This is a genomic window from Ruegeria haliotis (assembly GCF_013377785.1).
In the GTDB taxonomy this organism is placed as follows: Bacteria; Pseudomonadota; Alphaproteobacteria; order Rhodobacterales; family Rhodobacteraceae; genus Ruegeria; species Ruegeria haliotis.
Window position 1 is genome coordinate 76690 of sequence record NZ_JABXWT010000006.1, and the last position, 25023, is coordinate 101712.

The window sequence follows — 25023 nt, forward strand, 5'->3', positions numbered from 1 at the left end:
AGGATTGGAAACAAAACGCCATCAGGCCGTTGCTGATTTGATTAACGCGATCATAGTCACCAAAAACACGGTTCGATGTTTGTGACACCGCGAGGTAGTGGTTTGGCTCCCCGACCTTTGAAGTGGACCCGAAAAAGAAACCGCCGCCGCTCCCGCCTGAATGAAACTCGCCCGATCAGCACGCCTCCGTCCAGTGCTGTTCTGCTCGGCAAACCTTAAAAAGGATCGCTTCGAGGCCATTCACTCGACGTCGCCTTTTCGACGAAGACGAAAAGACCATGGACCAGTCGGTCTTTTCCGACGCTGCAGACCATCACCCAATTCTTGTCTCAGGGAGTTCCCGACATGTCCGCCAAAGACGTCAAATTCAGTGCTGATGCGCGCACCCGAATGCTAACAGGGATCAACATGCTGGCGAACACTGTCAGGATCACTCTTGGTCCCAAAGGTCGTAACGTCATTTTGGACAGATCCTACGGTGCCCCGCGTATCACCAAGGACGGCGTTACTGTTGCCAAAGAATTCGAGCTTCCGGATCACTTTGAAAACATGGGAGCCCAGATGGTGAAGGAAGTCGCGTCCCGCACCAACGACGAGGCTGGCGACGGAACAACCACTGCTACCGTTCTGGCTCAGGCGATCGTCAAGGAAGGGATGAAGGCCGTTGCCGCTGGCATGAACCCGATGGATCTGAAGCGAGGTATTGAACAAGCCGTCCGGGTCGTCGTCGCAAAGATCAAGGACCTGTCCCGACCGGTTGGCGACAGTGCTGAAATTGCGAAGGTAGGGGCTATCTCCGCCAACGGAGATGTAGCGATTGGCCGTCAGATCGCCCATGCGATGGCTGCGGTCGGAACTGAAGGCGTAATCACGGTTGAAGAGAGCAAGGGATTGGAGACCGAAACCGAAGTGGTCGAAGGCATGAATTTCGATCGCGGTTACCTTAGCCCATATTTCATAACAAATGTGGTCAAGATGAGCGTAGAGCTGGAAGACTGCGTTATCCTGTTCCACGAGAGCAAGTTGTCGTCTCTTGCCGACATGGTGCCGTTGCTCGAAGCAGTCATGGAAGCCGAAAAGCAGCTTCTGGTTGTTGCCGAGGACGTGGAGGGCGATGCGCTGGCCATGCTTGTGGTCAACAAGCTTCGTGGCGGATTGAAAGTTGCCGCCGTGAAGGCGCCTGGGTTTGGGGATAGCCGCAGGGAGATGCTGGAGGATCTCGCGATCCTGACGGGCGGTCAAGTGATCTCGACCGATTTGGGGACCAAACTTGAAACCGTCACGCTGGACATGCTCGGTGCCGCAAAGAAAGTCGTCGTCTCCAAGGACGATACGACCGTCATTGATGGCGCGGGCGACAAATCAGCAATCACTTCACGGGTCGCCCAGATTCGCTCCCAAATCGAAGATACGACGACCGGCTACGAACGGGAAAAGCTGCAGAGTCGTCTTGCTAAACTGACAGGCGGGGTCGCCATCATCCGGGTCGGAGGGGCCACGGAGATTGAGGTAACGGAACGCAAAGATCGGGTTGACGACGCGTTGAACGCCACTCGCGCGGCGGTTCAGGAAGGTGTTGTTCCAGGCGGTGGTGTTGCGCTGCTCCATTCAGACAAAGCGCTTGCGACCCTTGAAGGTGCCAACTCCGACCAGGATGCCGGCATCAGGATCGTCCGGCGATCAATCCAGGCACCGCTGCGTCAGATTGTCGAAAATGCCGGCGTGGACGGATCGGTCGTCGCGGCAAAGATCATCGAAAGCGAAAACCCATCCTTCGGGTTCGACGCTCAAACGGAAACTTATGTCGACATGCTGACAGCGGGGATCATTGACCCCACCAAAGTTGTCCGGGTTGCTCTGGAAGATGCGGCGTCGATTGCAAGCCTTCTGATCACAACCGAGGCGATGGTCGCACAAAAACCCTACAGGTCTGGAACTGCATCAGATTTGGGACCCTTGAGGGCGTGACGCAGGTCTTTTGACCCAACTACGGGACCACCTCAATGCAGTCGGTCGATCTGTAACATGCAAACGTATTGAGAGAAACCAACCTGAAAGGAACTCAGATGTCAAAAGGTGACAAGAGGCGCGGCAACCGCGAGGTTAAAAAGCCAAAGAAAGCAAAGGAAAAAATCGTGGCGACGGCCGATTTCTCAAAGGGTCAGAAGCCGGTCAAGATAGGGAGTAAGAAAAAGTAATTTTCATAGTCGCAAGACGAAGATTGCAACTAAGGCGGAGCGTGCAGGATTCGCGTCGTCAGGAAGGGATGGAGACATGGGTAATAGCCGCAACTCCGGCCCATGGTGTCCGAAGGCCATTGGAGCGCCGCTTTGGCATGCTTCGCAATTTGGTTTCCGAAGTTTCTGATCTATGCCCGGATTGATTCATAACTCACTATAACGATGCGTTAGGATTCGTCCCAGAGCGCGAGGCTTGTGAAGCGCAAGCTATCGCGGAGAGTGTTGCGCCGGGTGTTGGCAAGGACGTCATGACCTCGAAGGACCTCGGGAAGACGATAGAACGGGATACGGTTGGCCAGATTATGAACATGGTGAACTCCGATATTCCCGGTGATCCAGCGCAGCATTCCGGGCAGTGCATAGTGTGAACTGCCTTCAAGCGCCGCATCCTGAATGCTCCGATCAATTTCCCGCTGCCAACTGGTTTCCTCGAACTGGTGCTGCACGTAAAAGACCACATGCCAGCAATTGCAGCGAGGAGCATCGTCGGAAGAAACAGGAACAACAGGACGTCCAAGTACCCGGCCGCGTGATCTAAGATCGGCGCGAGAAGTTACCGCTGACAATAATCTTATTGATCAATTTGGCGACTGCCGAATGGGTTTCTTGCTCTAATTCCGAACCATTGGCACACTCGTGGGTCACAGCAGCATCGCGCAAAACCCCGACGATCTCACGTTCCTGAAGAAGATTGAGATCGTTTAAGGCAAGTAGAAGAGCCTCGCAGATCGAGAGTGCAGCCATGCCTGCGGGATCTTGGTGGTCTGACATTGGGGTCATTCCTTTTAAGGTCATTGGATTCGCGACCAGGCGAGGTGGTGATGGTTTTTCTATTGTCACATGAGTTTTGGTATTTTGGACTGATCGAAAGTAGCCTCAATACCAAATTCTTCGTAGAGTCTTTGCAGGCTCGGGGAAATCCAACGATGAACACCAACACCAGCCCGCTAACACAGAAACTCTCGGCATTTGTTGCCTTGGCAGAGGCGGAACTGGCCGTTTTGGAACAATTGCACCAGCGGAGGAGAACCTTTGAGGCTGGCCGAGATCTTGTTCATCAGGGACAATCGGAACAGGCTGCCTATATCCTCGCCGCTGGCTGGGTTGTTTCATATAAGCTTCAGCCTGACGGATCACGCCAAATCGTCGATTTCCAGATTCCAGGGGATTTCCTTGGGCTGCGCAGCGTTTTGTTGCACACGTCAGACCATGGCATTGAGCCGATTGTTGATATCGAAGCCGCCGAGGTTCTGGTGAGCGATCTTTTGCAAGCCTTCGCAGAGACACCTCGGCTGGCCACTGCAATTTTATGGGCCGTGTCACGCGACGAAGCGATGGTTGTCGAACATCTTGTCGGGCTTGGGCGGCGTGATGCGGATGCGCGCATGGCACATTTCCTACTGGAACTTGGAGTCAGGCTGTCGCTTGTGGGGATGGGCAGCAAGAAAGGCTATGCCTGCCCGCTCACACAGTACCATCTTGCCGATGCACTGGGATTGAGCGCCATTCACGTCAACCGCGTCCTGCGCAAACTCAGGGAGGACGAGTTGGTTACATTTCGGGATGGGTTTGTGACGTTCAATAACTATGAGGGTCTGGTTAAACTGGCGGATTTCGATCCAGCGTATCTGGATCAGAAGCGGCCGATTCTGGCCTGATTGGGTCCACAATCTGGTTTTGGACGATCCTGCTTACATCTCCAACGCGTGACGTTACATCAGCGCCCGACTGGCTTCCTTGAGTTCCTTGTGAGCCTCTTCGTCATTTTCTGCTTCGTGGGCACTTTCAGCGGCCTGATAGTGTTTCAATGCCGTCGCCTTTTTGGGGCCTTCAGGCGCTTTGTCCCAAGCGGCCTTGACGGAGGCCATGTGCTTGACGGTGTGGTTTTCCTGACTCTGGTCTTCATCATTCATTGGAATGTCCTTTCCTGGACGGTCCGAGAATAAGAAGCACGAGACTCATACAGCCCTTTTGGGGAGCTCCATGTTCCCCGCGCCCCTCAGGTACTCAAAAAAAATGCCAACCAAATACACAGCGGACACATGTCACCTAACGGGTTTCAGAGCGCCTTCGTACTGACGCAGGTTAGCCCGCTTGAGCCAGATAAAAGATCCGCGCAAGTATCAGAGCGCCCATGAGTGAAATCAGCATCCAATAGATCGGGATCCGGGGGCCGGTATACTTTATTGTCTCAGGCAATTTTGAAACGCGATGCGACACGCGCTCAGGTAACAAGGCCACCAACTTTGTCGCCACACTGCCGCTCGCATGATCAAGCGTGGGTACATCTCTGACTGTTGAAAGATGTGCTTTCAGCCGGGCATGCGCTGCATCTCGGCCCAGAAGTGTAAGCTCACGAGCCTCGGTCCAAGGCTCGAGCCCGAGACGCGCAAGGGCTGACAAAACCGTGACTGTTGCACCGGTTTTGTCTTCACCCACTTCTGCAAGCAGGAAAGGGTCGTAGTCGGAGCCATCCGGGCGAAGAACATCTGATACAGACATGATTTTTCCTTTCGGGCTGGGGGAGCGGCGCTCGACAAAAATCGTTGGGACAAAGATACCGACCAACGCGTTGGATACCGCATTCAATATTGCTCGATTGCTGCAAGGCGCACAGACTTGCATCTGCCTGGATGCGCCACCTTCAAGCCCCGGTTGTAGGGGGTGAGGCTGTTGCTCACATCCTGACAGTAAAGAACCTGATGGGTGCTAACTTCGATCAGCATAAAGCCCGTGGGTTGGAAATAATATAGTCCTAAGTGCTGTGACTTGACGGGGCATCTAGACTGATGCGGCCGACCATGGTCGGTACCGGAAAACCAGCGATCAATTCAACGGAGGCATGGGATGCTCACGCGTTCGATCAGGTCAAAGGTGACGTTCACCAATGCCTTCAGGTTGGGAAACAGCGACATCGTGTTTCCGGCTGGCGCGTATGAAATTCTCTTCGAGGAGGAGTTGCTGCAAGGCGTCAGCTTTGAGGCTTACCGACGTACCGTGACCTACCTGATGGTCAGGGGGCGAGGGAGTCATGTCGGTCAAACAACGATGCACATGACAACACAAAAGGATCTGGAGCACGCCATTGCCTGCGACTAGGCCCGTTGTGAAACAATTCAACATAGCGAAGCGGCGCTTTCTCCGCTGGAGGACTTGATATGACCAATCCTGAATGGCTGAAACCCGGTATGTATGGCGCGCTGCTCGGCGCGGTGTTTGTCGGCGTTGTTGGATTTTCTTGGGGCGGCTGGATGACCGGCGGAAGCGCGAACAAGTTGGCAAGCGAAATGGCGCGGGACCAGGTGATCGCAGCGCTCGTGCCAATTTGTCACGACATGTCCCGCACGGATAATCAGCGTTTAGCAAAGCTCGCGACGATCCAGGCTGCCACGTCGTACAAGCGACGCGACGCCGTGATGGATGCGGGTTGGGCGACCATGCCTGGTTCCGATTCCCCGAACCGCGATCTCGCCAAAGCGTGCATTGAAGGACTGAACCTTGATGCATCTTAGTATGATTGCGTTAATGCCGCCCTCGTCAATTCACACTGGTTTGCTACGGTCAGTGGGATGTTTAGATTGCAACTGGAAAGCGACCATGGAACCTGTTCGACCCTTGATGTTAGAAAGCGGAATATCGATGCAAGCAGTCTGAAATTTCCCTCAGGTACAATCTATCGCAGCGCAACAAGCGATCACACCGGCTCAGCCAAACCAACCGGGCCCGTCAGGTCCGAAATGAAAATAGGCATGAACTACAGCGCTCTTATTGGGGAAACAAATGCGCCGATGTCGCGAGAATTCGATTATGCAAGGAAAACTTGCCAAAACTAACGGGGATCGCGAAGCCTGCCTAAATTTGAAGTTGTTGTAACTTCTCAAATAGCGCTCCGTGGTCCGATACCGAGCCACATGTGTTGATTTGCTTGGCAACGCGCCGTAGTAAATCGGCCCTTCAAACCCCATATACTGATAGGCTACGTGCGAATTTTTGGGTCTGACCGACGCACCGAGGTCTCAGTGGAAAATCCGAAATCGATTGGGATCAAGTCTTTCAATGACCTGGCTATTAGGTCTGCCGTCCTGCTGAACCGTTGAATAAGGAAACCGACAATCAGGGCGGCAAAGGCCGGTTCAGCCAATCTCGAAAAATCCCGAGAGTCGCGCCGGAGCCGGCTGGCGAGCCCTACCTGGCCCTTAATCGAAAGGACCACCGCAATGGATGACCAATTCAGCAAGACCATCGCAGTTTTCGACTGGCCATTCACAGTGCCCGGTTTCGCAGAAACGCTCCCCGCCGGCGAGTATGAAATCGAGACCGAACTCGCCTCGCCTCCGGATCACCAAGACCCTGAAGCTTGGAAGGCCTCGGTTGTTGTCCACCTGCATCCACGCATTTCCCATCCGGGATTAACCCGGAGCCTAACCGTTTCATTGATTGATCTCGACAATGCCCGCGCGAAGGACAAGCTTTCAGGAAGAGAGCTGTCTGATGTTTTTCTGGAAGAAATGCTGGCAGACCCAATGGTGCAGCTTGTGATGCAGGCCGACGGGGTATCCGAGGCCCAATTGCGCCATCTTTACTCGGGATCGCGGACAACGCGGGAGAATATCGATCTCGTTGACCAAAGTCCCAAAGACGATACCCCGCAAGTTTTTTCGCAGGACAGCTCTGAAATTCAGAACCCCGAAAATGAAGGGATGCCATGCCAACAGTCCACTTCGCCTATACCCGAATGAAGTTGAAGAAGCGAATGCCTGAATCAACGAAACGCGAGGAACTGATGCAAAAGAAGAAGGAATTCATCGTCTCGGACCCGCCAGTTCCTTGAGCCTCTGGTGCGCTGGGAACTCGACTACAGCTTTGGCGGTGTATTGTTGGAAAGCTGGGAGGTCAGCGATGATGCTAAAACCTATACGCTAAACCTGCGACACGACGCGATCTGGAACAACGGCGACCCGTTCACTGCCGATGATGTTGTCTTCAACATCGAACGCTGGTGTGACAAGTCCGCCGAAGGCAACGCAATGGCATCCCGTTTTGCCAGCCTTATCGACGAAGAAACGCAAAGGGCGGGCACAGGTGCCATCGAGAAAGTTGATGAGTACACCGTGCGCCTTAATCTGCCCCGCCCCGATATTACGCTGATCGCGGCTATGGCTGATCATCCCGCGCTGTTGGTCCACCCAAGTTTCTCGGGCAGTATCGTGGATACACCCATCGGCACGGGACCGTTCGAATTAGTGTCCCACGTGGTTGGGGAAAAGGCTGTGTTCAAGCGGCGTGAAAGCGGATGGTGGGGCGGACAGGCCCATCTCGAAGGGATTGAATTCCTCGATTTTGGGACCGATCCGTCGACGATCGTCGCAGCGTTCGACGCCGGTGAAATTCATGTCAACGACAATACATCGGCTGATTTTGTCGAAGTTCTGGACGGGCTTGGCCTGGAGCGGAAGGAAAAGGCGACCGCCAACACCATCGTTGCCCGCATGCGCGCCGACAGCGCCCCGTATGACAACATCGATGTTCGGCGCGCCATTCAAATGGCAGTGGACAATGAAGTTGTGCTGGAACTTGGCATCAACGGCACCGGCGTTGTTGCAGAGAACCATCATTGTGCGCCATTTCACCCGGAATATGCGGAGATTGGAAATCCCGAGTTCAACCCGTCCAAGGCCAAGGAAATGCGGGACGCCGCAGGCCACGCCGATACGGAGTTTGAGCTGATCTCGTTGGATGGCGACTGGCGGCAAACAACCACAGATGCAATCGCGGCCCAGTTGCGGGATGCAGGTTTTAATGTGAAGCGAAAGATCATTCCGGGATCGACCTTCTGGAACGATTGGACAAAATATCCGTTTTCAACCACCAACTGGGGGGCCCGTCCGTTGGGTGTCCAGATCTATGGTCTGGCATACAAATCCGGTGAACCCTGGAACGAGTCCGGCTTCAGCAATGAAGATTTCGATGGCAAGTTGGAAGAGGCCGTCGGCATTGCTGATCCGGAAAAACGCCAGCCTCTGATGGCAGAACTGCAAAACATCCTGCGAGACAGTGGCGTCATCATTCAGCCGTTCTGGCAAAGCCAGTATCTGCACCATGTGCCAGCGCTGAAAGGCTATGAGCGGCACCAACAGTTCGAAGCCCGCTTTGACAATGTCTGGCTGGAACAATAGAACGCATCAGCCCCAAGCTCAGGTATTGAAGACCGCAGACCGGGTCGCAGGTTTTGCGCCCCGATCACTTCCGCGCATGGGCTTACGTCGACCATCACGTCTCCTGGCTCAGACACTCGCGCAACTTGCAGCATTTGTTACCTGGGCTCTGAGCTCAATATCGCAACCCGGCACGCCTGCGCCGCGCTCGTTTTTTGTTGCAAGTACCTCCAGAAAAACTTTCCACGATGGATAGCGGACATCCCATTAGTACCGAATGCCGCACAACTCATGAATGACGCTATTGTCGGGCATTGCGGCCATAGGCTTCTGGCCTATCTAAACGAAAGCGTCAGGTCAGAGATTGCCTCGATTGGCAAGGCCGGGTTTGAGATCGGCCTTACCTTTGGTCAAATCAAAAGGATCAGGCCATCCAGCATTTGATGGCCGCCTGGTCGTTCATCATGTCCGCGTTCGGGTTCATCTCCCAACCGGCGATCTTGTCGTTATGGGCGTCGATGAAATTGTTGAACATCGGCATGATGAGGCCGCCTTCATCGCGCACCAGCATGGCCATCTCGCGATACATCTCTTTACGCTTGGCCTGATCTGCCTCGCCACGGGCCGCCACGAGCAGTTCGTCGAAACGCGTATTGTTGAAGTTGGTTTCGTTCCAGCCGGCTTCGGACTGGAAGGCTAGCGAATAGATCAGATCCTGGGTTGGCTGCCCCGCCCAGTAAGAAGCAAAGAACGGCTTGTTGTCCCATACCTCGGACCAGTAACCATCATTGGGTTCGCGCTGAACCTCCAGCGGAATGCCCGCTTTCTGAGCCGATTGCTGAAACAGTTGAGCTGCATCGACGGCCCCGGCAAAAGCGTTGTCCGAGACATGCAGGATGATCGGGCTGCCATCATGACCGGACGCCTTGTAATGTTCCGCAGCTTTGTCGAGGTCAAACGCGCGGGCCGGAATTGTCTCGTCAAACAGCGGATAGGCGGGGTTGACGGGAATATCGTTGCCCACGGACCCATAACCGAACAGAATCTTCTCGACCAGCTCCTCACGGTTGATGGCATGTTTCAGGGCCAACCTCAGTTCATTGTTGTCAAAGGGCGCTGCATCGACATGCATCGAGAACACGTTCTGGCCGCGCCCAGGCGTCTGTTGAATGGTTACGTTGGGCGCGCGGCCAAGAAGATCGGCGATTTTGGGGGCGATATTATTGACCATGTGAACCTGGCCGGACTGCAGTGCAGAAATGCGCGCGGTCAGATCGTTGATCACGATGATTTCAGTACTGTCGAAATGGCCGATCCCATCGTCCCAGTAATTCTCGAACCGCTCAAACTGATACCGGATGCCCGGTTCCTCGACGGTGATGCGATACGGTCCAGATCCGATCCCGGAAGCCGGGTTACCCATGCCGCCGCCAGGCTGAATGACCAGCAAGCGGTTGGACATGAGATAGGGCAGATCATAGTTTGCCGAGGAAAGCGTGACTTCAAAAACATCGCCATCCGCGCGCATCGACGAAATGCCCTGCATCAGGGAAAAGGCCCCAGATCCGGTTGCCTCGGTCGCATGGCGCTGCATTGTCTTGAGAACATCGTCGGCTGTCAGGGCATGACCGTTGTGAAACTCCAGCCCCCGGCGGATTTTGAACTGCCAGACTGTTGCGTCTGCCGATGCGCTGAATTCCTCGGCGATCCGCATGTCAAGCGAGCCATCGGGTGCCACACGCACAAGGGTTTCCCCCAACTGGGCCAAAATGCTGAACGGCACCTGGCTGAGGGCCGTGGCGGGGTCGAGTGTGTTTGTCGTCTCACCGCCGCCAAGCCCCATGATCAGATGACCGCCCTTTTGGGGGCCGGTAGCGTGAACGGCTGTTGCCAGCATTGTGTTTGCAAAAGCGGCGCTGCAGCCCAACGCAGCCGAGCGGCCAAGAAAGTCGCGGCGGTTAAGAATGCCCTTCGCCGCACGTGTTGCCAGATATTTCAGTTCGTTCATGTCTTTTCCTCCTCATTGTCTGATCAGATTGCCCGCTCGGAAGGCCTGCCCGTTGTCAGTGCGCGGTGCAAAACCTCCTCGATATCCTCTTCAGTCAGGGGGCGTGGATTGGTTGTCGCAGCAATGTCGAGCCTGGCTCTGGCGGCGATAACTCCGGTTTTGTCGGTCGGCACATCTATTTCAGTCAGCCGGGTCGGGATGCCCAATTGATCCAGAAGTTCGCAAATGGCGCTGTGGAACGCGTCAAAGGATGTGTCCTCCAGCCCCATAGCCTGGGCCATGGGTTTGATCTTGTCCTGAATGTCCGGTGCGTTGAAGGACAGCGCGGCAGGCAGGATAATGGCGTTGGTCAACCCGTGCTGGGTGTTGTATTCGGCCCCCACCATGTGCGAAATCGCATGCACCAGCCCCAACCCCTTGAGGAACGCAATGCCGCCCAGACAAGAGGCGACAAGCATGGCACCGCGCGCCTCGGTGTTTTCGGGTTCGGCCACGGCGATGGGCAGCCAGCGATAGGCCAGCCGCAGCGATTCAAGGGCCGCGCCATCGCACAGCGGGTGGAACATTGGCACGCAATAGGCCTCGATCGCGTGGACCATGGCATCGGCGCCTGTCCAGGCGGTTAGATGCGGAGGCAGCCCCAGCGTCAGTTCCGGATCCAACAGGGCCAACGAAGGTTTCAGATCAGGGTGCCAGACACACAGCTTCATTTTGCGGGCTGTTTGAGTGATCATGGCGGTGCTTTCGGTTTCCGCACCGGTGCCGGCCGTGGTCGGGATACAGATCAGCGGCGGGAAAGAGGGGTGCCCGGTCATGTTGGGCGGGCTCTTGTCCAGATCGAATTCCCAGAGGTTGATCTCGTTATTCGCCACAAGGCATACCGCCTTGGCTCCATCCATGCCGCTTCCACCGCCAAGCGCGATGATCCCGTCATGGCCGTTATTACGGTATTGCGCGCGCCCGGCGGCGATTTCATCGTCGCGGGGGTTGGGCGAGATATCGAAATACAGACCCGCGCGCAGCCCGCCTTGTTTCAGGTATTTCCGCAGGTCCGCGACAAAGGGCAGGTCGGCGCTGCCCTTATCCGTGATAATCAGCGGACTGGTCATATTTGCGGATTTGCAGAACTCAGCGATTTCCATCAGGCGGCCAGGACCATAGGCAATGGGAACTGGAAAGGTCCAGTCTTGTGGGGCAAGCAAATTCACAGTGTCTCCTCCCCGAATTTCAGGTCATGGGTTGCAATGGGAAAGGCCGCCGGAAAGTCATCAAGCAGGGCCGACAGCCGCGACAGAATGGTCTCATCGCCGCTGACAAGAGACGCCGCACCAAGGGTGTCGCTGGCTGAAACCTGCATCAATGCAAACCCGGACAAGGCATCGCGGGGCAGGGTCAGGGACAGGTCAGCCTGATCCGCGCGGCCCTCAAGGGATTTCAGCACCGCGTTACCTAGCTCTGAAAAGCAGGTCTCGCCCGTGTCCTCAACCGTCCAGTTGATGGTGAACAGGTCATCCTTTGCCTTACTGGCATTCAACCGGATGCTGAGGGCATTCAGCAGCATGACCGGATCCATGCTTGCCAAGACATCACGCGGCAGGCGTTGGTTGATGCGACTTTCCGGCACACCCTCGCGCAGCTCCAGCGCAGCACTTAGATAGGCGTTACGCCAGGTGGCATTTTCCGCCGCATAGCCCAGTTGCGTGTGTGTCGCCGCGGCCAGATCACGCGCGCGCCTGTTGTCCGGTTCGGCCCAGATCACCTGATCCAGAATATGGGCAACCCAGCGGAATTCACCCGCTTCATAATCCGCCTTGGCGCGCTCAAGCACCGTCGCGACCCCGCCCATGTAGTCCAGCGTCCGCCGCGCCATATCGCGGGGTGGCAAGCGATCCAGATTGGCCGGGTTGCCATCGTACCAGCCCAGATAATAGGCATAGATCCCCTGCACGTTGTGCTTGAGCGATCCGTAATATCCCCGCAAATGCCAAAGCCGCTCTAGCGATGGGGGAAATTGGATTGCATCGGCGATTTCCGATGGAACATAGCCATGGTTCATCATCCGCAACGTCTGATCATGCATGAAACGGATGCCATCACGCTGCTGGCCCAGAAATTCGCGGATCTCTTCCTGCCCGAAGGTGGGCCAGTTATGACCCCCGATCAGAAATTCGGTATCCGAATAGGCCATGGAGCGGGCGATGGACTCGGCCCATTGCATCGCATCGCGCGGAAAGGCACCGCGGATTGTATAAACATTGTGCAGGCACATGTAACAGCTGTCGGCCACATGCAGCACACGCGACGCGGGGAAATAACAATGCATCCCGCTGGGCGCTTCGCCGGGGGCAAACATGCACTCCACCTCGATCCCGTCAATGACCAGCTTGCCGCCGTCTTTGCCGATCTCTTCGGTGGGCGGGATAAAGCTGACCTGACCGCCCTCGCACATCTGGCCCAGCCCAGTATCGACCAGACCATGCGACCCGATCGAAAGGCGTTCGCCGTACATGTAATCGTTGCGCGAGGGCATCCCTTCGGATGCCAGCCCCTGTTCGCGCAACACCCAATCGGCAAACCCTTCCGAGGCGATGATCCGCACCTTGCCTGCACGCACATCTTCTTCGCTGACCATGCCCTTGACGCCACCAAAGTGATCCGAATGGGAATGCGAATAGATCACCGCCACAATCGGGCGCTTGCCCACATGGGTGTACAGCAGGTCCAGTGCATAGGCCGCAGCCTCGACTGTAGTGAGCGGATCAATCACGATATAACCGCTGGCGCTCTCAACAAAGGTCACATTTGCCAGCGATTCCCCGCGCACCTGATAGACCCCATCGGTGACCCTGAAAATTCCCCGGTAATTGTTCAGGAGCGCATGGCGCCAAAGTGATGGATGCACTGTTTCGGGCGCATCACCATGCAGGAACTCCTCAAACTTCGCATGGTGCCAGATCAGGGTTCCGTCGGCCGCGTGAATACCTTCGTCATCAGGACGGTGGATCAAACCGCGAGATGCTGCCTCAAAATCCTGCCTGTCCGCCCAATCAAATGTCGGATCGCAACAGGCGGCCTTGTGGGCGCGTTGTGTCAAAGGATGCAGGGGGTGGTGTTTGCACATTCTCGTTCATTCCTTACCGGGTCGAGGATCGAGTATTCCGAAAACTTGTACCTCAACCGTTGTCAGCCCCAGCATGACCGCAGTATGTTTGAGTCTGAAGAAAAAAACGTGAGCTTAGAAATGCAGTTTGGTTATGTCTGAGTTTCGTAGGAACCTTCCCCCGATTGGCCAGTTGATTGCCTTTGAGGCAGCGGCGCGGCTGGGAAATTTCACCCGCGCCAGCGAAGAGCTGCACATGTCTCAGGCCGCAATCAGCCGTCAGATCCGCGAGCTGGAGAAACGACTGTCCGCGTCCTTGTTCCGCCGGGGCAGGCATGAAGTATCCCTGACCAGATCCGGCGAACTGTTCTTGAAGTCGGTTCGTCCCGCCCTGCAAATGATGCTGGGTGCGGTCGAAGAAACCCGCGCGCTGAGCCAGGCCAGGAATGAGTTTGTGGTCTATTCGGATCAGAGTATCGACAGTAGCTATCTGCTTCCCAGATTGCGCCGGTTTCTTGATCTGCACCCGGAAGTCGAACTGAAGCTGATATCAACCGGCAAACCGATCGAAGAGGTGCAATCCCGGTTCCATATCGCGTTTCAAGCTGGCCCGGTCTGGCCTACGAGCTATGAAACCCACGTGATTGCCGACGACGAAGTGTTCCCGGTTTGCAGCCCCGGTTTTCTGACACAGCACCCCAGCATCGTCGACCCTGACCATCTGGCGACTGTGTCTTTGCTGCATTTTGAGCAACCCGGCAGACACTGGACCAGTTGGGAAGATTACCTCGGCTGGCTGGGCTGCGACGTCAAACTACCCCGCAAGCAGATTAAATTCACACGCTACCCCACACTTCTGCACGCAGCCGAGAATGGCGATGGGATTGCCTTGGGGTGGCAGAACAGCGTCTCGTCGCGCCTGACCAGTGGTACTCTTGTCAGGGTGGGCACAACAGGGATGAAACTAAAAGACTACCTGCACTCTTATATCCGCAAGGATCAGCCCAGGACGTCTCTTGCAGTCGAGTTTCTGGAATGGCTCAGGCGGTCTGGGTAAGAAGCGGGACGTTTAGCTGATTTCTTTTGAGAAAAGGCTGCGAAGCATCAATACCTGCCACTGCCTGGTGCGTGATCAACGGCAAGTTTGTCCCGCAGCCTGTAAATTCCCACTTCAAAAAATGCTGCGCGATGCGCGAATGGCCGGAATCACCGCCGCGCTGCAACACAAGAATTTGCGCGTGTGCAGAAAAACCTTAGCTGCGAGCGCACGCAGCACAAAATAGCAATGACCTCTGTGGGTGGCTCCTGCATTGCAAGGGTTTTTTGGTGATATTTGCGGGTATTTTCGCCAGCACCTTCGTCTGTCCGGCCTGTTTGTGTGGCGGCATTGTCGCCACTGGCCTTGATGAATCCCGCGAGCGAGGTTCCAATCGGGTTATCGACCTCTGAGGGTCGCTGCCATTCCCGGAGTGTCCTTGCTCTTGGTTGACTTAATTCCGCATCATCACGTCAACGTCTTGCATCTCGTGGGCAGTCGGCGCGGTTAGAACGCAGGCTGCCGATATTCTTGCTTCTTCGTGAGCATCGCCCAGATGGCCCGAGCGGCCTTGTTGGCCATGGCGGTTGTTGCCAATCGGAATGGTTTGTCTGCGATGATCTTCGCCGTCCACAGATCGACCTTCTCTGGCGAACGTTTCGCCATGACAGCGCGCGATGTCATGCCTACGACCAACAGCTTGCGAATGTAGCGATCACCCTGCTTCGTGATCTTGCCCAGACGTTCCTTGCCACCGCTGGACTTGTTGAGTGGGGTCAGTCCGAGCCAGGCCGCCAGATCGCGCCCGGTCCGGAACTGTTTTGCATCACCGATCGTTGCGACAATCGCTGACGCCGTGATCGGCCCGATGATGAGCCATTTGTGCGCCATTGGTTCAAGCACAATGGCGAATGCATGCGCGTTAATCGGCGTGCGTCCGCATTCAGCAGGACATGTTGCTCAATCATCTTCGAATAGCCGTAGATGCGCGCGTTCAAGCCGATGAACTGGTAGCATTGTATGCCTAGCATGCCATTCGCGATCTCCGGCATCTCTGGTTGGTCACCATCAAGGTGACGCTTTGCAAAAGCCGTCACTGCTTCGATCCCAATGGGCAAAATGTACCCAAACTCGCGCAAAAGACTGCGGATCATATTGGCCAGTTGGGTGCGCTGCCGGACGGCCAGATCTCGAGTCCGGTGGATTGAGAGAATGGCTTGCTGCTTTTCCGTCTTGATCTCGACAAACCGCATAGTTGGTCGACGGACCGCTTCACAGATTGCCTCGGCATCAACAGCGTCGCTCTTGCCGCGCTTCACGTAGGGTTTGAAGTATCCGGCGGGCATGAGCTTCACGTCGTGCCACAATTTGCGCAGCTGCCGACCCCAGTGATGGGACGAGCCGCAGGCTTCCATGCCAACCCTGCACGGTGGAAGCGTCTCAAAGAAGCTAGGTTCTGGACCTATTAATTTGGTTGCCGTCATCTCGGCTGCGTGATTCATACCCGTGAGTTTCTGGGGTATAACATGAGCAATCTATTCTGGCTGACCGACGAGCAGATGGCGCGGCTTCAGCCTTATTTTCCAAAGAGCCATGGCAAGCCGAGAGTTGATGATCGTCGAGTGCTGAGTGGAATTATTTTCATCAACCGCAATGGGTTACGTTGGTCCGATGCGCTGCGTGAATATGGGCCGTCAAAGACGCTGTACAATCGCTGGAAACGATGGAGCGATATGGGTGTATTCGCTCGGATCATGACCGGGCTGGCTGCGGAAGGAACTGAGCATAAGACCATCATGATCGATGCAACCTACCTCAAAGCGCACCGTACGGCCTCCAGCCTCCGGTTGAAAAAGGGGGGCGTGGCAGGCTGATCACTGCCCGCAGTTGCTGCTAGCAGCGATGAGAGGGAGGGCGCACCAAGGGTGGCATGAATACGAAACTGCACGCCGTTACTGACAGTCTGGGACGCCCCATCCACTTCTTCATTTCCGCTGGGCAGGTGAGCGATTACACGGGCGCCAGGGCTCTGGTGAACAGTCTGCCACCGGCTGACTGGCTGCTGGGAGATCGAGGTTATGACGCAGGTTGGTTCCGCGAAGCCCTTAATGACAGGGGAATAAAGCCCTGTACCCCAGGTCGAAAGTCACGCGACAAGCCTGTCCGATACGACAAGCGCCGCTACAAACGACGCAACCGCATTGAGATCATGTTCGGACGCCTGAAGGATTGGCGGCGCGTCGCCACCCGATATGACAGATGCCCAAAGGTATTCCTCTCGGCCATCGCTCTCGCTGCAACGGTCCTATTCTGGCTGTAAATCAATGAGTCTGGAACCTAACTCCGAAGCGATCACTGAAATAGCTCGTCGCCCTCTAAACTCTGCAACAGAACCTTTCAAACTCTGCTTTCTTTGCTGGAAGGGGTCGAGGTTCCAGAACTTGAGCCATTGGCACAAAGCCTTCGATGGCGCATATGGCACGGGCAAGCGGATCGGGCACTTGATACGATTGAAACCCTGTTCAGATTTGGTATGCGCGTGCGCCGCGAAACAATTGGCCGAACGAATGAAGCGGCCTTTTCAGCGGTTGCACGAGCAATGGAGCTGCGCACCTACCTGGAGTACAATCGTGCTGCACTCGTCGATTATGGTCGCCGGCGTCGTAACGAGAAGGCAATCTCGACATCACGAGCAGAAGGGCTGGTCAATGATGTCGCGAACGCCCGGATGGGCAAGAAGCGCCGGATGCGTTGGTCCCCGCAAGGCGCGCATCGGGTGGCAACGGTAAGGGCCGCAGTTTTGGATGGAAGGCTTGGCGAAGGTCTACTCCGAGCGGCTTGATCCCCAGGTTCTTTCCACTCCCCAGACGCAAGTTCCTGCATCTTGGCGACGCTGCAAGAATCGTTGGCGATCGTAAAGCCATTTCAATGTGGGCCAAGCCAGCCCATCTGCACTCCTATTTATTCAGGAAGAATAATGTCTGAGAACGTTGTGGGTGATCTGCTGAGTTGTACGATCCTTCCATTTGAGGCCTAAGAACCAATAGATAGTGCCGGCACAGAAGACCTCGCCCTTGCCTTTCGGGGCGACAACGATCTGGGATGAGCCATAGCGGTATTTTTTCACCGTATCCTCGTCATCCTTGCCCTCAATCAGCTGCGCCCATTTCGTGGCAAAGGCGTCTTTGGCCAGAAATTGCGAGACCAGTGCGCTGCCGGGGCCGCCTTCGGTGATCTGATCGACGGCGCCGGGGGTCAGGGCCAGAATTTCGGTGCCATCCAGCGGTGAATGCAGGTCCGTGGGATAGGGCAGACCATGTTCGGTGATATAGCCGACCGAGTCGGTCTCGTATCCCACGATGCCTTCTTCATCCCCGAAAGAGTCGCCATACATCAGGCCGGTATCTTCGAAAATCCAATGCCCCGGGCGATAGACCATGAACCCGCCATTCGAGCGCGGCGAGCCACCGTCATAGGTTGCATAGATACCCTGCAACCCCGTAACGCCAAAGGTCTGGGCGGCGGGTCGGGATACGCTCTTATGCTCCCATATATTGGTCAGCAAGTGCTTTTTGGCGGGGTCATTGCGCACCGGATCATTGTCGTCTGAGCCAAATTTGTAACACACTTGCGTGCGCCCCTGATCCTCGACCCGCACCTGCCAGAGCATGTTGGCGGCAAATCGCGCCAGCTTGCCACCCTGTTCGACCCACGTGTCGACGGCGTCGCGCTGATCCCAGGACCAGTATTCGTCGTGACCCGAGATAACCAGGCAATCATACCCGTCCAATACGCCTGGTATGTTCCCCAGATCGTACTGGTCAATATATTCGACCTCATACCCGTTTTCTTCCATCCAGACGGCAAAGGGCTTGTTGTCGACCGCCCAACCGGCCGAGTTCGCGCCCCATCCATATCCCATCATCAGCGCATAGCCGCCTGTCGGCTGCGCCGTGTAGTGGCGTTCGTGCTTGTACCGGTACTGCTCGGGCTTGGTGCTCAGATAGTTGAAATTGTCCGGTGCTGCCCAGAAGCCGCGCTCAAATGGGCGGTTTAGCGACAGGCGGGGGCTGGGGCCAACACCGTCATCGCCGTGGATGCCCATATAGTGGTTCGCACCGCCCCAGGCGTTATAGGAAGTCGCTGTACATGTGGTCAGCATATAGGCGATCTTGGTCTTTTTGGCGCCGCGCAGAACGAACCCAGCCTCGCTGATCTGTTCCTGGTCGCCATTGCGGGTGCGGAATTCGATGATGTAAACACCTGAACGCCATTCGTCCTCGATCGGGATTTCTGCCAGCACCGGCCAGCCACAGCCGACCTCATAGGCATTCAGAGGGGTTTCCGTGAACACGCCCTTGACGCCGGTTTTTTCAACGACGACCTCTCGGGTCGGGCCATCGCGCCAAACGGTATAGTCAAAGGTCTCGCCGGTGGTGGTCAAATGCAGTTTGACCGTGTCGCCGGACGCATAGCTTTGGGTGTCGCAATAGCCGTAGATTTCCAGAAACCCCGGATCATTGGCCGACATCTCGTAATACGCCAGTTCGAACGCCCGCCAGCCCTGTGGCAGACGCATGGTCGAGGGGCCTGAAGACAAGGGCGCAGGATCGGTCAACCCGACATTCTGTGCTGCATGGGCGGCCAGCGGCAACGCAGCCCCTGCAGCGATACCCGTGGCCAATACATTGCGGCGGGTGGGGTTTTCGAGCGCGTCCGGACGGGCTTTGTGTTCTGGCTGGTCGTGGTTTGGCTTGTCGCTCATACTCAAACTCTTTCCTTTGGCGCAAATGGCAAGTGGGCGGACCGTACGGATCACACCATCCCCAAAAAAAGCCGGTTTCTGCCAAAAGGTGCAGAACCGCGTCAAAAAGTTGAGCTATTTAGAACCGTTGACCGACATAGATGTAGAGTTGATCTTCGCTGTCATTATTGCGTGCCCAGTCGACAGACAGATCAACCGGGAATTTCTTGGACACCCGATAGCGCGCACCCAAACCGGCCGCAGAATGGGTGCCGCCTGTTGACAAGTTTGAAAAGCTGTCCCCGGACTGGCCCGCTCCGGCAAACGCGACGGCTCCGAAGCGGTTGGTCAGACGGTGCCGGTATTCCACCTGCAACGAGACCGAGCGCAAGTTCAGGAACTGCGTGACCGGAAAGCCTCGGAACGCGTCCGTTGCGCCCAGTGAACATTGGTCAAAGAAGGGGGTATCATCGCTGGCCACGCAGGTCGAAGCGCGTGCAGCAATGACCCCGTTTGTGATCGGGTTGAAGTAGTGGCTATAGTTCACGAACCCCTTGGAGTAGTCGCCGGTCAGGCCCTCAAGCGTATAACTGTGCGAAACCTGCGCCTTGAGGTTGAAGCCCTTGGTTGGATAGATCGTATCGTCACGCCGGTCCCAATCCGCGACCAACGCAGGCGAGATGATCTTCATGTTCAGGAACTGATCGAAGGGGGGTGGGATCTGAAATCCCGACCCGCCAGGAGAGATGGACGTATCCAGATAGCGTGTTGCAAAACCGATCGAAAAATCCGGGGTAATGCCATAGGACAGCTCGGCGCGGATGATGCGACCGTCCTGTCGAACCGGCAATTCCCCCAAGGTCGTGAACAGGTCATAGTTGATGTTGGCATCCGCAAACAACGTCTCGATCTGCCAACGGTTATTGTTGAAGGCAAAATTTGCGGCCAACCCATAGGCTTCGCTACCGTTGCTGGTGCGCAAGGCCGCCACGCCGATGCCCGAGGGCTTGGATCCTGCGTCCAATGTAAACAGGTACCCGGCGACAACAGTCAGGCCCGACCCGAGCGTCGGGTCCGAGGTTGGGATTGGAACCGCAACCAGCGATCCGTTGCGAAAACCGACGGCCTCTTCTTCCTGCGCCGTATCGAACGGCTCGACGCCCGGTTCGATGGTCACCGAACCCGCCATTGCAGTGCCCGGCAGCACAGACAGAAAGGTCAGGGCACAGAGCGATGTTGAGAACGGAGCCATTTTCTTAAGCTTTGTCATGTTGCCCCCTGCATCTGCGCTGCGCGATCCGTTTGCGTCACAACCAGACACAATTCGGCCCCTGTCAGGATGACCGCAACATCTGCGTTCAGCGTTTTGGTCAATTGATCCATTTCTTTGGCGCGAACAGGCCGCGCCGGACCGTAATATGCAATGGCCAGATAGGACCGACCGGTTTTGGTGAGTGTCAGGTCGCGTAGAATCCCACCGTCCTTTTGCAGTGAACCGCGAATAGCGCGCCGCGCGCTGGCAAGATCTTGCGGTTGTGCCGTGACACCGGCGAGTTCGGCCAGCCCGGCCAGAAAATCCCGGAAATACTGCGCGAGAACTGTGATGCAAAGGATCAGAACAACCAATGAATCTCCGATAGGGGCGATGGGCGCCAAAACCCCGTCGCTTAAGTAGCCGATCCCCAGAAGGCCAACCCCAGCGGCCGCGGTGACCAACCCGTCAAATGCGGCGGCCTGTGCCTCGAGCTTCAACAAGCCACTTTTACGGCCCGTCCGCACCCAACTCCACCAGTGGAACCCCGAAAGGGCCAGACAAAGCACTCCAACCGCAACAAAATATGGCAGCATAGGTCCAAAGTTCAGCTCGGGTTGCGGCTCCCCGCCGAGATACCCGAGGATGCTCAGAACGGCGTTTACCATTGCGAAAAGCACCAGCCCGAACAGGGTCAGCGCCCGAAAGGTAACAAAGATCGCCTCATCTGCGGCATAGCCATAGGGGCGGAACTTGTCAGGCTGGCGCGCAATCCGTTGCACAACGCGCAGACCCAGAAAAGCCGCCGCGAAACCAATCAGGGAAAACAACCCGTCCAGTTGGATGGCCTGCGACTGCGACAGATACCCAGCATAAATACCCATGCCGCACATGATCAGGTTGCCAGCCATTCCCATGATCATCGCGCGACGTTCCAGGATCCGGGTTTTGTCCGGCGACATTAGAGGTATCGGGGAAGGCATTGGGTTCGGGTCCTGCATTTATTGTCTTGGTTGCGGAGAGACAATATCAGCTAATGCGGAACCTATTCGATCTGAAAAAGCCATTTTCTGCCAACTCTGGAAATCCCGGGGCGTTGCGCACGGGTTGCACATATATCAATCGAAGAGAAAGGCGCTCGGACCTGTCCTTGGTCTCTTGGATTGGCAGGAATCGGCTTTTTTGTGCGTTTCGGTCGGACGTAAGGTCCGGCGGATCGTCCCCGGCCCTGCGGTTTTTAAGGGACCCCCATGGAAACCGGTTTGTACTGAATATGCGCAACTACATTCTTGGCCCTCTGCTGTCTGTTGCGGCCTTGGGTATGACAAACGGGGCCGCGGCTCAAAACAGCCCGGATCGCACGACGTCGACCGCGATTGGCGCGTCGGTCCAGTTCGGCAATGTCGAACAGAATGTCGCCCTACTTGACGCCACCCGTGAGGGCGGGTTCCGGACCCGCTTCGGCGTCGGGCCGATTCAAAAACTGCTACAGCCCTTCAACGATACCCGCACCCGGTGGGAGGACCAATATGGCCTCAGCTTCGGCCTGCAATATTCCCCGATCCTACATCAGAGCAGCCGGGGCGGTACAAATGGGCGGACCTTGAATGATGCTGTCGATGTGTTCCTGCGCTGGGACGGAGCGGTCGAGACCGTTGCATACAAAGGGTCGCTGGACTTTTTCGCTTATCGCCGACGGGATAACTTTCTGTCGACCAATACGACCCAGTTCAACTCCGCACGCGGCACTTTGCTGGGGCCCAGCGATGCCAATGTCGAAGGAGCGTTTACCTCGGTGTCGCAACTGTCGTGGGAGTCGCTGTTCTTTGACGACGCGTTGGACATTACAGTTGGCCAGCTATTCCTGCCAGCGCTCGTCGATGAAAACGATACGCTGGGCAATGATCGCCTATCATTTATGGCTGAACCGCTATCCAACAATCCCGCGCATGTCCTGCCCGAGGGGGATGCCGGTCTTGGTATCGGAATATGGGTGACGCCATCCGCCCAGTTTTATGTCGGCGGAGTCGTGACACAGGCAAATGCAAAAGGCGAATATCCCGATTTTGGCGCGTTTGACGGAGATTGGCTGACTGTGGCCGAGCTGGGATGGACGCCGGATATCCCTACGCTTGGTCAAGGGCACTACCGGTTGACCTATACGCATATCGACCTGCCGGGCACCGGCCCATCCCGCAGCGAAAGTTGGTCTTTCAGCGCGGAACAGGCAATGGGCGAAGGAAAAACGCTTGCCCTGCGTGCGGGCACGAATGACGGCAACCGAAATGACATTCGCCGTATTGTCAGTGGCGGTTTGGTTTTTGACAATGTGTATGGATATGAGACGGATGCCATCGGTATCGGCGCGTTTTGGGCGAAACCCAACGACAGCAACAGGCGCGACGAATACGGGACCGAGCTGTTCTGGCGTCTTCAGCTGACCAATAGCGTACAATTCACCCCGGATATCCAGCTTTGGCGGCACTCGGATCGCAATGAGGATGGGATAGAAGCCGTTGTCAGTTTTCGCCTGACGATTTCTATCTGAGTATCACCGCTCGGCGGGCCGAAGCGTCTGTAAATTCGCTTGTTGACTGTGACCTGACGTAACGTCGGCGCAATCACGACATTGTAAACTGATCATTAACATAGATTGAAATTAATGTTACGAGGACCGCTAAGGTACTCAAACGAAAACCAATTTGGTACGCAACTTTGGACATTCACTGGCAATATACAGTCAATGAAGTTGAAGCCGTCTTTGATCCGACTCCGGATTGGGACTTCGAGCTTATTCAACTGGACGTCGGATCGTTGGGGTATCGCGCCACTGAAGCGATCTATCCAGGTTTGGCCATTCGGTATGAGACAATGGCAAAACCGTTGCGCAGTTTTCAGCAGCTTAGAAAAAAGGGCTTTTTCGCCGGTGTTGTTCTGAGTTCATCCAGTCCGGTGCTTTGGAAGGGATGTGAGGTCAACGGTGACCTTGCGCTTGTATTCGGGGATGCTGATCATGACATGGTTCTTCCGGCGCGATGTGTTGTACTGACAATCGAAATTGACTGGCATCCGGCCCACGCGGCCGGCTTGATCGGGTTGGAACCCGGCTTGTGGCAGTGTGACCCGTCCGAACTCCGCGCCTTTGTTGACCTGTGCGGTGCCCTGACCAAACGACAGGAGCAGGCAAATCTCTGCCAATCGGAGCAACGAGCAGCGTGCATACAGGTTATGTCCAGGTTTCTGGCAATGCTGATGCGGCCGACACATACCCGCCCCTCGCGCCAATATGGTATCATGAGCAAAGCCGAGGAATTCGCCGCCCGACAGGGGTGGTGTGAAAGTGTTGCCATCGATAATCTGGCAGACGCCATCGACGTGCCCCGCCGTACATTGCACCGATCCTTCAAGGAACTTTATGGGATGGGACCGCAAGGTTACCTGCGGCTGGTCCGGCTGCATATGTTCCGCGAGGCCTTGCTGACCGGCGATCATACAGGCATCGCCGATGCAGCGTTGGGTGCCGGGTTTCAGCATTTCGGGCGCGCGGCGCAGTATTATCACAAGCAGTTTGGCGAGTTACCCAAACAGACTTTGAGACGATCGATCAGCAGCTAAGGTCGTCATGACCTCCTAGGGCCATATGAGCGTGACAGCAAATTTGAACTGGCTTTCAAGACCGCCCTCTGGCCGCTCTACCATTTTGTAGTAGCCCATGCTCAGATCAATGGCAGATCCATTGTCACGGGGAAAGGTCTTGCCAGCTGTCAGTCCCAGAGGGATCTGCCAACGATTGCCGGATGAAGCCTCCCAGTCATACGTGAGGGAGTTCGAATAGCCAAAATAGCTGCCGCCCAGCAGGTCGCTATTGTAGATCATTACCGGATTGATGGTGGCAACGCTGTAATCGTCCTGCCCCCAATGCTGACCGACAATCGTGGCATAGCTCCATCGCCCGGAAAAGCCGGTCGCCACGGCACTTATACCGCCGCCCCAGCCCGGCCCCGCCAAATCGTCGCGCGTTCTGGTACGGAGAGAGACTTGCGGGCCGATGCCGAATTTCAGATCGCGATCTGATTTCGGAGAGAAAAAGGCCTGAACGATGCTGTCGCTGAGACCAGTGCTGTAACTTGACTGCCCCCGAGGCTCGGGCCCTAAAGGCGGAAGGACGACTCCGTCCCGGACCCCGACAACAGGTACGATTCCGCGCAGTATGACGTTAAAGCGCCCTTCTGTAGGCACCGAGTAGACCGGCTGAATCTGTGCCGCATAACTCTGCGGGTCTCGGTCATTGTCAAAACCTACGGTATTATCCAACACCACTGCCCGAATGCTGGCCAGCGGGTCCTGTGCCTTGCGCGCAAGCTGGCATTGTTGGTCACAGCCACCGTCGGCAAAAGCGATTGAGGGCACGATGCCCAAAGCGCAAAGCGCAGCCAAGGGAAGGGTTAGAAGTTTAGACAGTTTCATGAATTGAGCTCGGTATTTGAG

21 protein-coding genes and 3 pseudogenes are annotated in these 25023 nt (G+C 56.0%); 12 read left to right on the forward strand and 12 right to left on the reverse strand.

Annotated elements, in window-relative coordinates; translation table 11 throughout:
• The first annotated feature begins 345 nt into the window (after nucleotides 1–345).
• Both groL and HW561_RS24135 read left to right on the forward strand, forming a co-directional pair.
• A complete protein-coding gene (groL, locus tag HW561_RS12735) occupies nucleotides 346–1968 on the forward strand; it encodes a chaperonin GroEL (RefSeq protein WP_176865317.1) in 1623 nt (540 codons plus the stop codon).
• A 98-nt stretch (nucleotides 1969–2066) separates the two neighbouring features.
• Nucleotides 2067–2198, forward strand: a complete 132-nt coding sequence (locus HW561_RS24135) for a hypothetical protein (RefSeq protein WP_268952749.1) — start codon at nucleotides 2067–2069, stop codon at nucleotides 2196–2198.
• Between the two features lie 209 nt (nucleotides 2199–2407).
• On the opposite strand, the gene HW561_RS12740 is transcribed toward HW561_RS24135, so the two are convergent.
• The gene (locus HW561_RS12740) at nucleotides 2408–2686 is read right to left on the reverse strand and encodes a fatty acid desaturase family protein (protein ID WP_176865319.1); all 279 of its coding nucleotides are present in this window, start codon (nucleotides 2684–2686) and stop codon (nucleotides 2408–2410) included.
• Nucleotides 2687–2774: 88 nt separating this feature from the next.
• The gene (locus HW561_RS12745) at nucleotides 2775–3011 is read right to left on the reverse strand and encodes a hypothetical protein (RefSeq protein WP_176865321.1); all 237 of its coding nucleotides are present in this window, start codon (nucleotides 3009–3011) and stop codon (nucleotides 2775–2777) included.
• Between the two features lie 155 nt (nucleotides 3012–3166).
• Between HW561_RS12745 and HW561_RS12750 the strand changes: the two genes are divergently transcribed.
• The gene (locus HW561_RS12750; protein ID WP_176865322.1) at nucleotides 3167–3898 is read left to right on the forward strand and encodes a Crp/Fnr family transcriptional regulator; all 732 of its coding nucleotides are present in this window, start codon (nucleotides 3167–3169) and stop codon (nucleotides 3896–3898) included.
• Between the two features lie 54 nt (nucleotides 3899–3952).
• Here the strand turns inward: HW561_RS12750 and HW561_RS12755 are convergent, their stop codons facing one another.
• Both HW561_RS12755 and HW561_RS12760 read right to left on the reverse strand, forming a co-directional pair.
• Nucleotides 3953–4153 carry a hypothetical protein gene (locus HW561_RS12755; RefSeq protein WP_113789405.1) on the reverse strand — a complete coding sequence of 67 codons (201 nt, stop codon included), beginning with the start codon at nucleotides 4151–4153 and terminating at the stop codon, nucleotides 3953–3955.
• A 172-nt stretch (nucleotides 4154–4325) separates the two neighbouring features.
• On the reverse strand, nucleotides 4326–4742 hold the full coding sequence (locus tag HW561_RS12760) for a hypothetical protein (RefSeq protein WP_176865324.1): 417 nt from the start codon (nucleotides 4740–4742) through the stop codon (nucleotides 4326–4328).
• Between the two features lie 345 nt (nucleotides 4743–5087).
• Here HW561_RS12760 and HW561_RS12765 point away from each other — a divergent pair, with 345 nt between their 5' ends.
• The 4 genes from HW561_RS12765 to HW561_RS12780 all read left to right on the forward strand — a co-directional run bounded on the left by HW561_RS12765 (nucleotide 5088) and on the right by HW561_RS12780 (nucleotide 8416).
• Nucleotides 5088–5339 carry a hypothetical protein gene (locus HW561_RS12765; RefSeq protein WP_176865326.1) on the forward strand — a complete coding sequence of 84 codons (252 nt, stop codon included), beginning with the start codon at nucleotides 5088–5090 and terminating at the stop codon, nucleotides 5337–5339.
• A 59-nt stretch (nucleotides 5340–5398) separates the two neighbouring features.
• On the forward strand, nucleotides 5399–5752 hold the full coding sequence (locus tag HW561_RS12770; protein WP_176865328.1) for a hypothetical protein: 354 nt from the start codon (nucleotides 5399–5401) through the stop codon (nucleotides 5750–5752).
• Between the two features lie 705 nt (nucleotides 5753–6457).
• Complete coding sequence (locus tag HW561_RS12775; protein WP_176865330.1) at nucleotides 6458–6979, forward strand: hypothetical protein; 522 nt, start codon at nucleotides 6458–6460, stop codon at nucleotides 6977–6979.
• 99 nt (nucleotides 6980–7078) lie between these two features.
• Nucleotides 7079–8416: an ABC transporter substrate-binding protein gene (locus tag HW561_RS12780; RefSeq protein ID WP_328803281.1), complete on the forward strand. Its 1338-nt coding sequence runs from the start codon at nucleotides 7079–7081 to the stop codon at nucleotides 8414–8416.
• A gap of 403 nt (nucleotides 8417–8819) precedes the next feature.
• Here HW561_RS12780 and HW561_RS12785 read toward each other — a convergent pair whose 3' ends face one another.
• Genes HW561_RS12785 through HW561_RS12795 form a run of 3 tightly spaced genes read right to left on the reverse strand, consistent with a single transcriptional unit; the run spans nucleotide 8820 to nucleotide 13524 of the window.
• Nucleotides 8820–10403, reverse strand: a complete 1584-nt coding sequence (locus tag HW561_RS12785; protein WP_176865332.1) for an ABC transporter substrate-binding protein — start codon at nucleotides 10401–10403, stop codon at nucleotides 8820–8822.
• A 23-nt stretch (nucleotides 10404–10426) separates the two neighbouring features.
• Nucleotides 10427–11611 (reverse strand): iron-containing alcohol dehydrogenase, encoded by a 1185-nt coding sequence (locus tag HW561_RS12790; protein ID WP_176865334.1) that lies wholly within the window; start codon nucleotides 11609–11611, stop codon nucleotides 10427–10429.
• Nucleotides 11608–13524 carry an alkyl/aryl-sulfatase gene (locus tag HW561_RS12795; protein ID WP_176865336.1) on the reverse strand — a complete coding sequence of 639 codons (1917 nt, stop codon included), beginning with the start codon at nucleotides 13522–13524 and terminating at the stop codon, nucleotides 11608–11610. Before HW561_RS12795 ends, HW561_RS12790 begins: the two co-directional genes overlap by 4 nt.
• Nucleotides 13525–13657: 133 nt before the next feature.
• On the opposite strand from HW561_RS12795, the gene HW561_RS12800 reads away from it, so the two are divergent.
• The gene (locus HW561_RS12800) at nucleotides 13658–14560 is read left to right on the forward strand and encodes a LysR family transcriptional regulator (protein ID WP_176865338.1); all 903 of its coding nucleotides are present in this window, start codon (nucleotides 13658–13660) and stop codon (nucleotides 14558–14560) included.
• 486 nt (nucleotides 14561–15046) lie between these two features.
• Here the strand turns inward: HW561_RS12800 and HW561_RS24380 are convergent.
• A pseudogene (locus tag HW561_RS24380) lies at nucleotides 15047–15987 on the reverse strand (IS110 family RNA-guided transposase); the annotation flags it as partial.
• Nucleotides 15988–16065: 78 nt separating this feature from the next.
• Here HW561_RS24380 and HW561_RS12810 point away from each other — a divergent pair.
• Both HW561_RS12810 and HW561_RS12815 read left to right on the forward strand, forming a co-directional pair.
• A pseudogene (locus tag HW561_RS12810) lies at nucleotides 16066–16859 on the forward strand (IS5 family transposase).
• A 72-nt stretch (nucleotides 16860–16931) separates the two neighbouring features.
• Nucleotides 16932–17381 (forward strand): annotated as a pseudogene (locus tag HW561_RS12815) (ISKra4 family transposase); the annotation flags it as partial.
• A 123-nt stretch (nucleotides 17382–17504) separates the two neighbouring features.
• Here HW561_RS12815 and HW561_RS12820 read toward each other — a convergent pair.
• The 3 genes from HW561_RS12820 to HW561_RS12830 all read right to left on the reverse strand — a co-directional run bounded on the left by HW561_RS12820 (nucleotide 17505) and on the right by HW561_RS12830 (nucleotide 21497).
• Nucleotides 17505–19304 carry a N,N-dimethylformamidase beta subunit family domain-containing protein gene (locus HW561_RS12820; protein ID WP_176865340.1) on the reverse strand — a complete coding sequence of 600 codons (1800 nt, stop codon included), beginning with the start codon at nucleotides 19302–19304 and terminating at the stop codon, nucleotides 17505–17507.
• A 118-nt stretch (nucleotides 19305–19422) separates the two neighbouring features.
• Nucleotides 19423–20553, reverse strand: coding sequence for a BamA/TamA family outer membrane protein (locus HW561_RS12825; protein WP_176865342.1), 1131 nt, complete (start codon nucleotides 20551–20553; stop codon nucleotides 19423–19425).
• The gene (locus tag HW561_RS12830; RefSeq protein ID WP_176865344.1) at nucleotides 20550–21497 is read right to left on the reverse strand and encodes a cation transporter; all 948 of its coding nucleotides are present in this window, start codon (nucleotides 21495–21497) and stop codon (nucleotides 20550–20552) included. The genes HW561_RS12825 and HW561_RS12830 overlap by 4 nt, the downstream gene beginning before the upstream one ends.
• A 311-nt stretch (nucleotides 21498–21808) precedes the next feature.
• Here HW561_RS12830 and HW561_RS12835 point away from each other — a divergent pair, with 311 nt between their 5' ends.
• Together HW561_RS12835 and HW561_RS12840 are read left to right on the forward strand one after the other, a co-directional pair.
• Nucleotides 21809–23083 (forward strand): carbohydrate porin, encoded by a 1275-nt coding sequence (locus HW561_RS12835; protein WP_176865346.1) that lies wholly within the window; start codon nucleotides 21809–21811, stop codon nucleotides 23081–23083.
• Nucleotides 23084–23250: 167 nt separating this feature from the next.
• Nucleotides 23251–24150, forward strand: a complete 900-nt coding sequence (locus HW561_RS12840; RefSeq protein WP_176865348.1) for an AraC family transcriptional regulator — start codon at nucleotides 23251–23253, stop codon at nucleotides 24148–24150.
• A 15-nt stretch (nucleotides 24151–24165) separates the two neighbouring features.
• Here the strand turns inward: HW561_RS12840 and HW561_RS12845 are convergent, their stop codons facing one another.
• Complete coding sequence (locus HW561_RS12845) at nucleotides 24166–25002, reverse strand: hypothetical protein (RefSeq protein WP_176865350.1); 837 nt, start codon at nucleotides 25000–25002, stop codon at nucleotides 24166–24168.
• Between the last annotated feature and the right edge of the window lie 21 nt (nucleotides 25003–25023).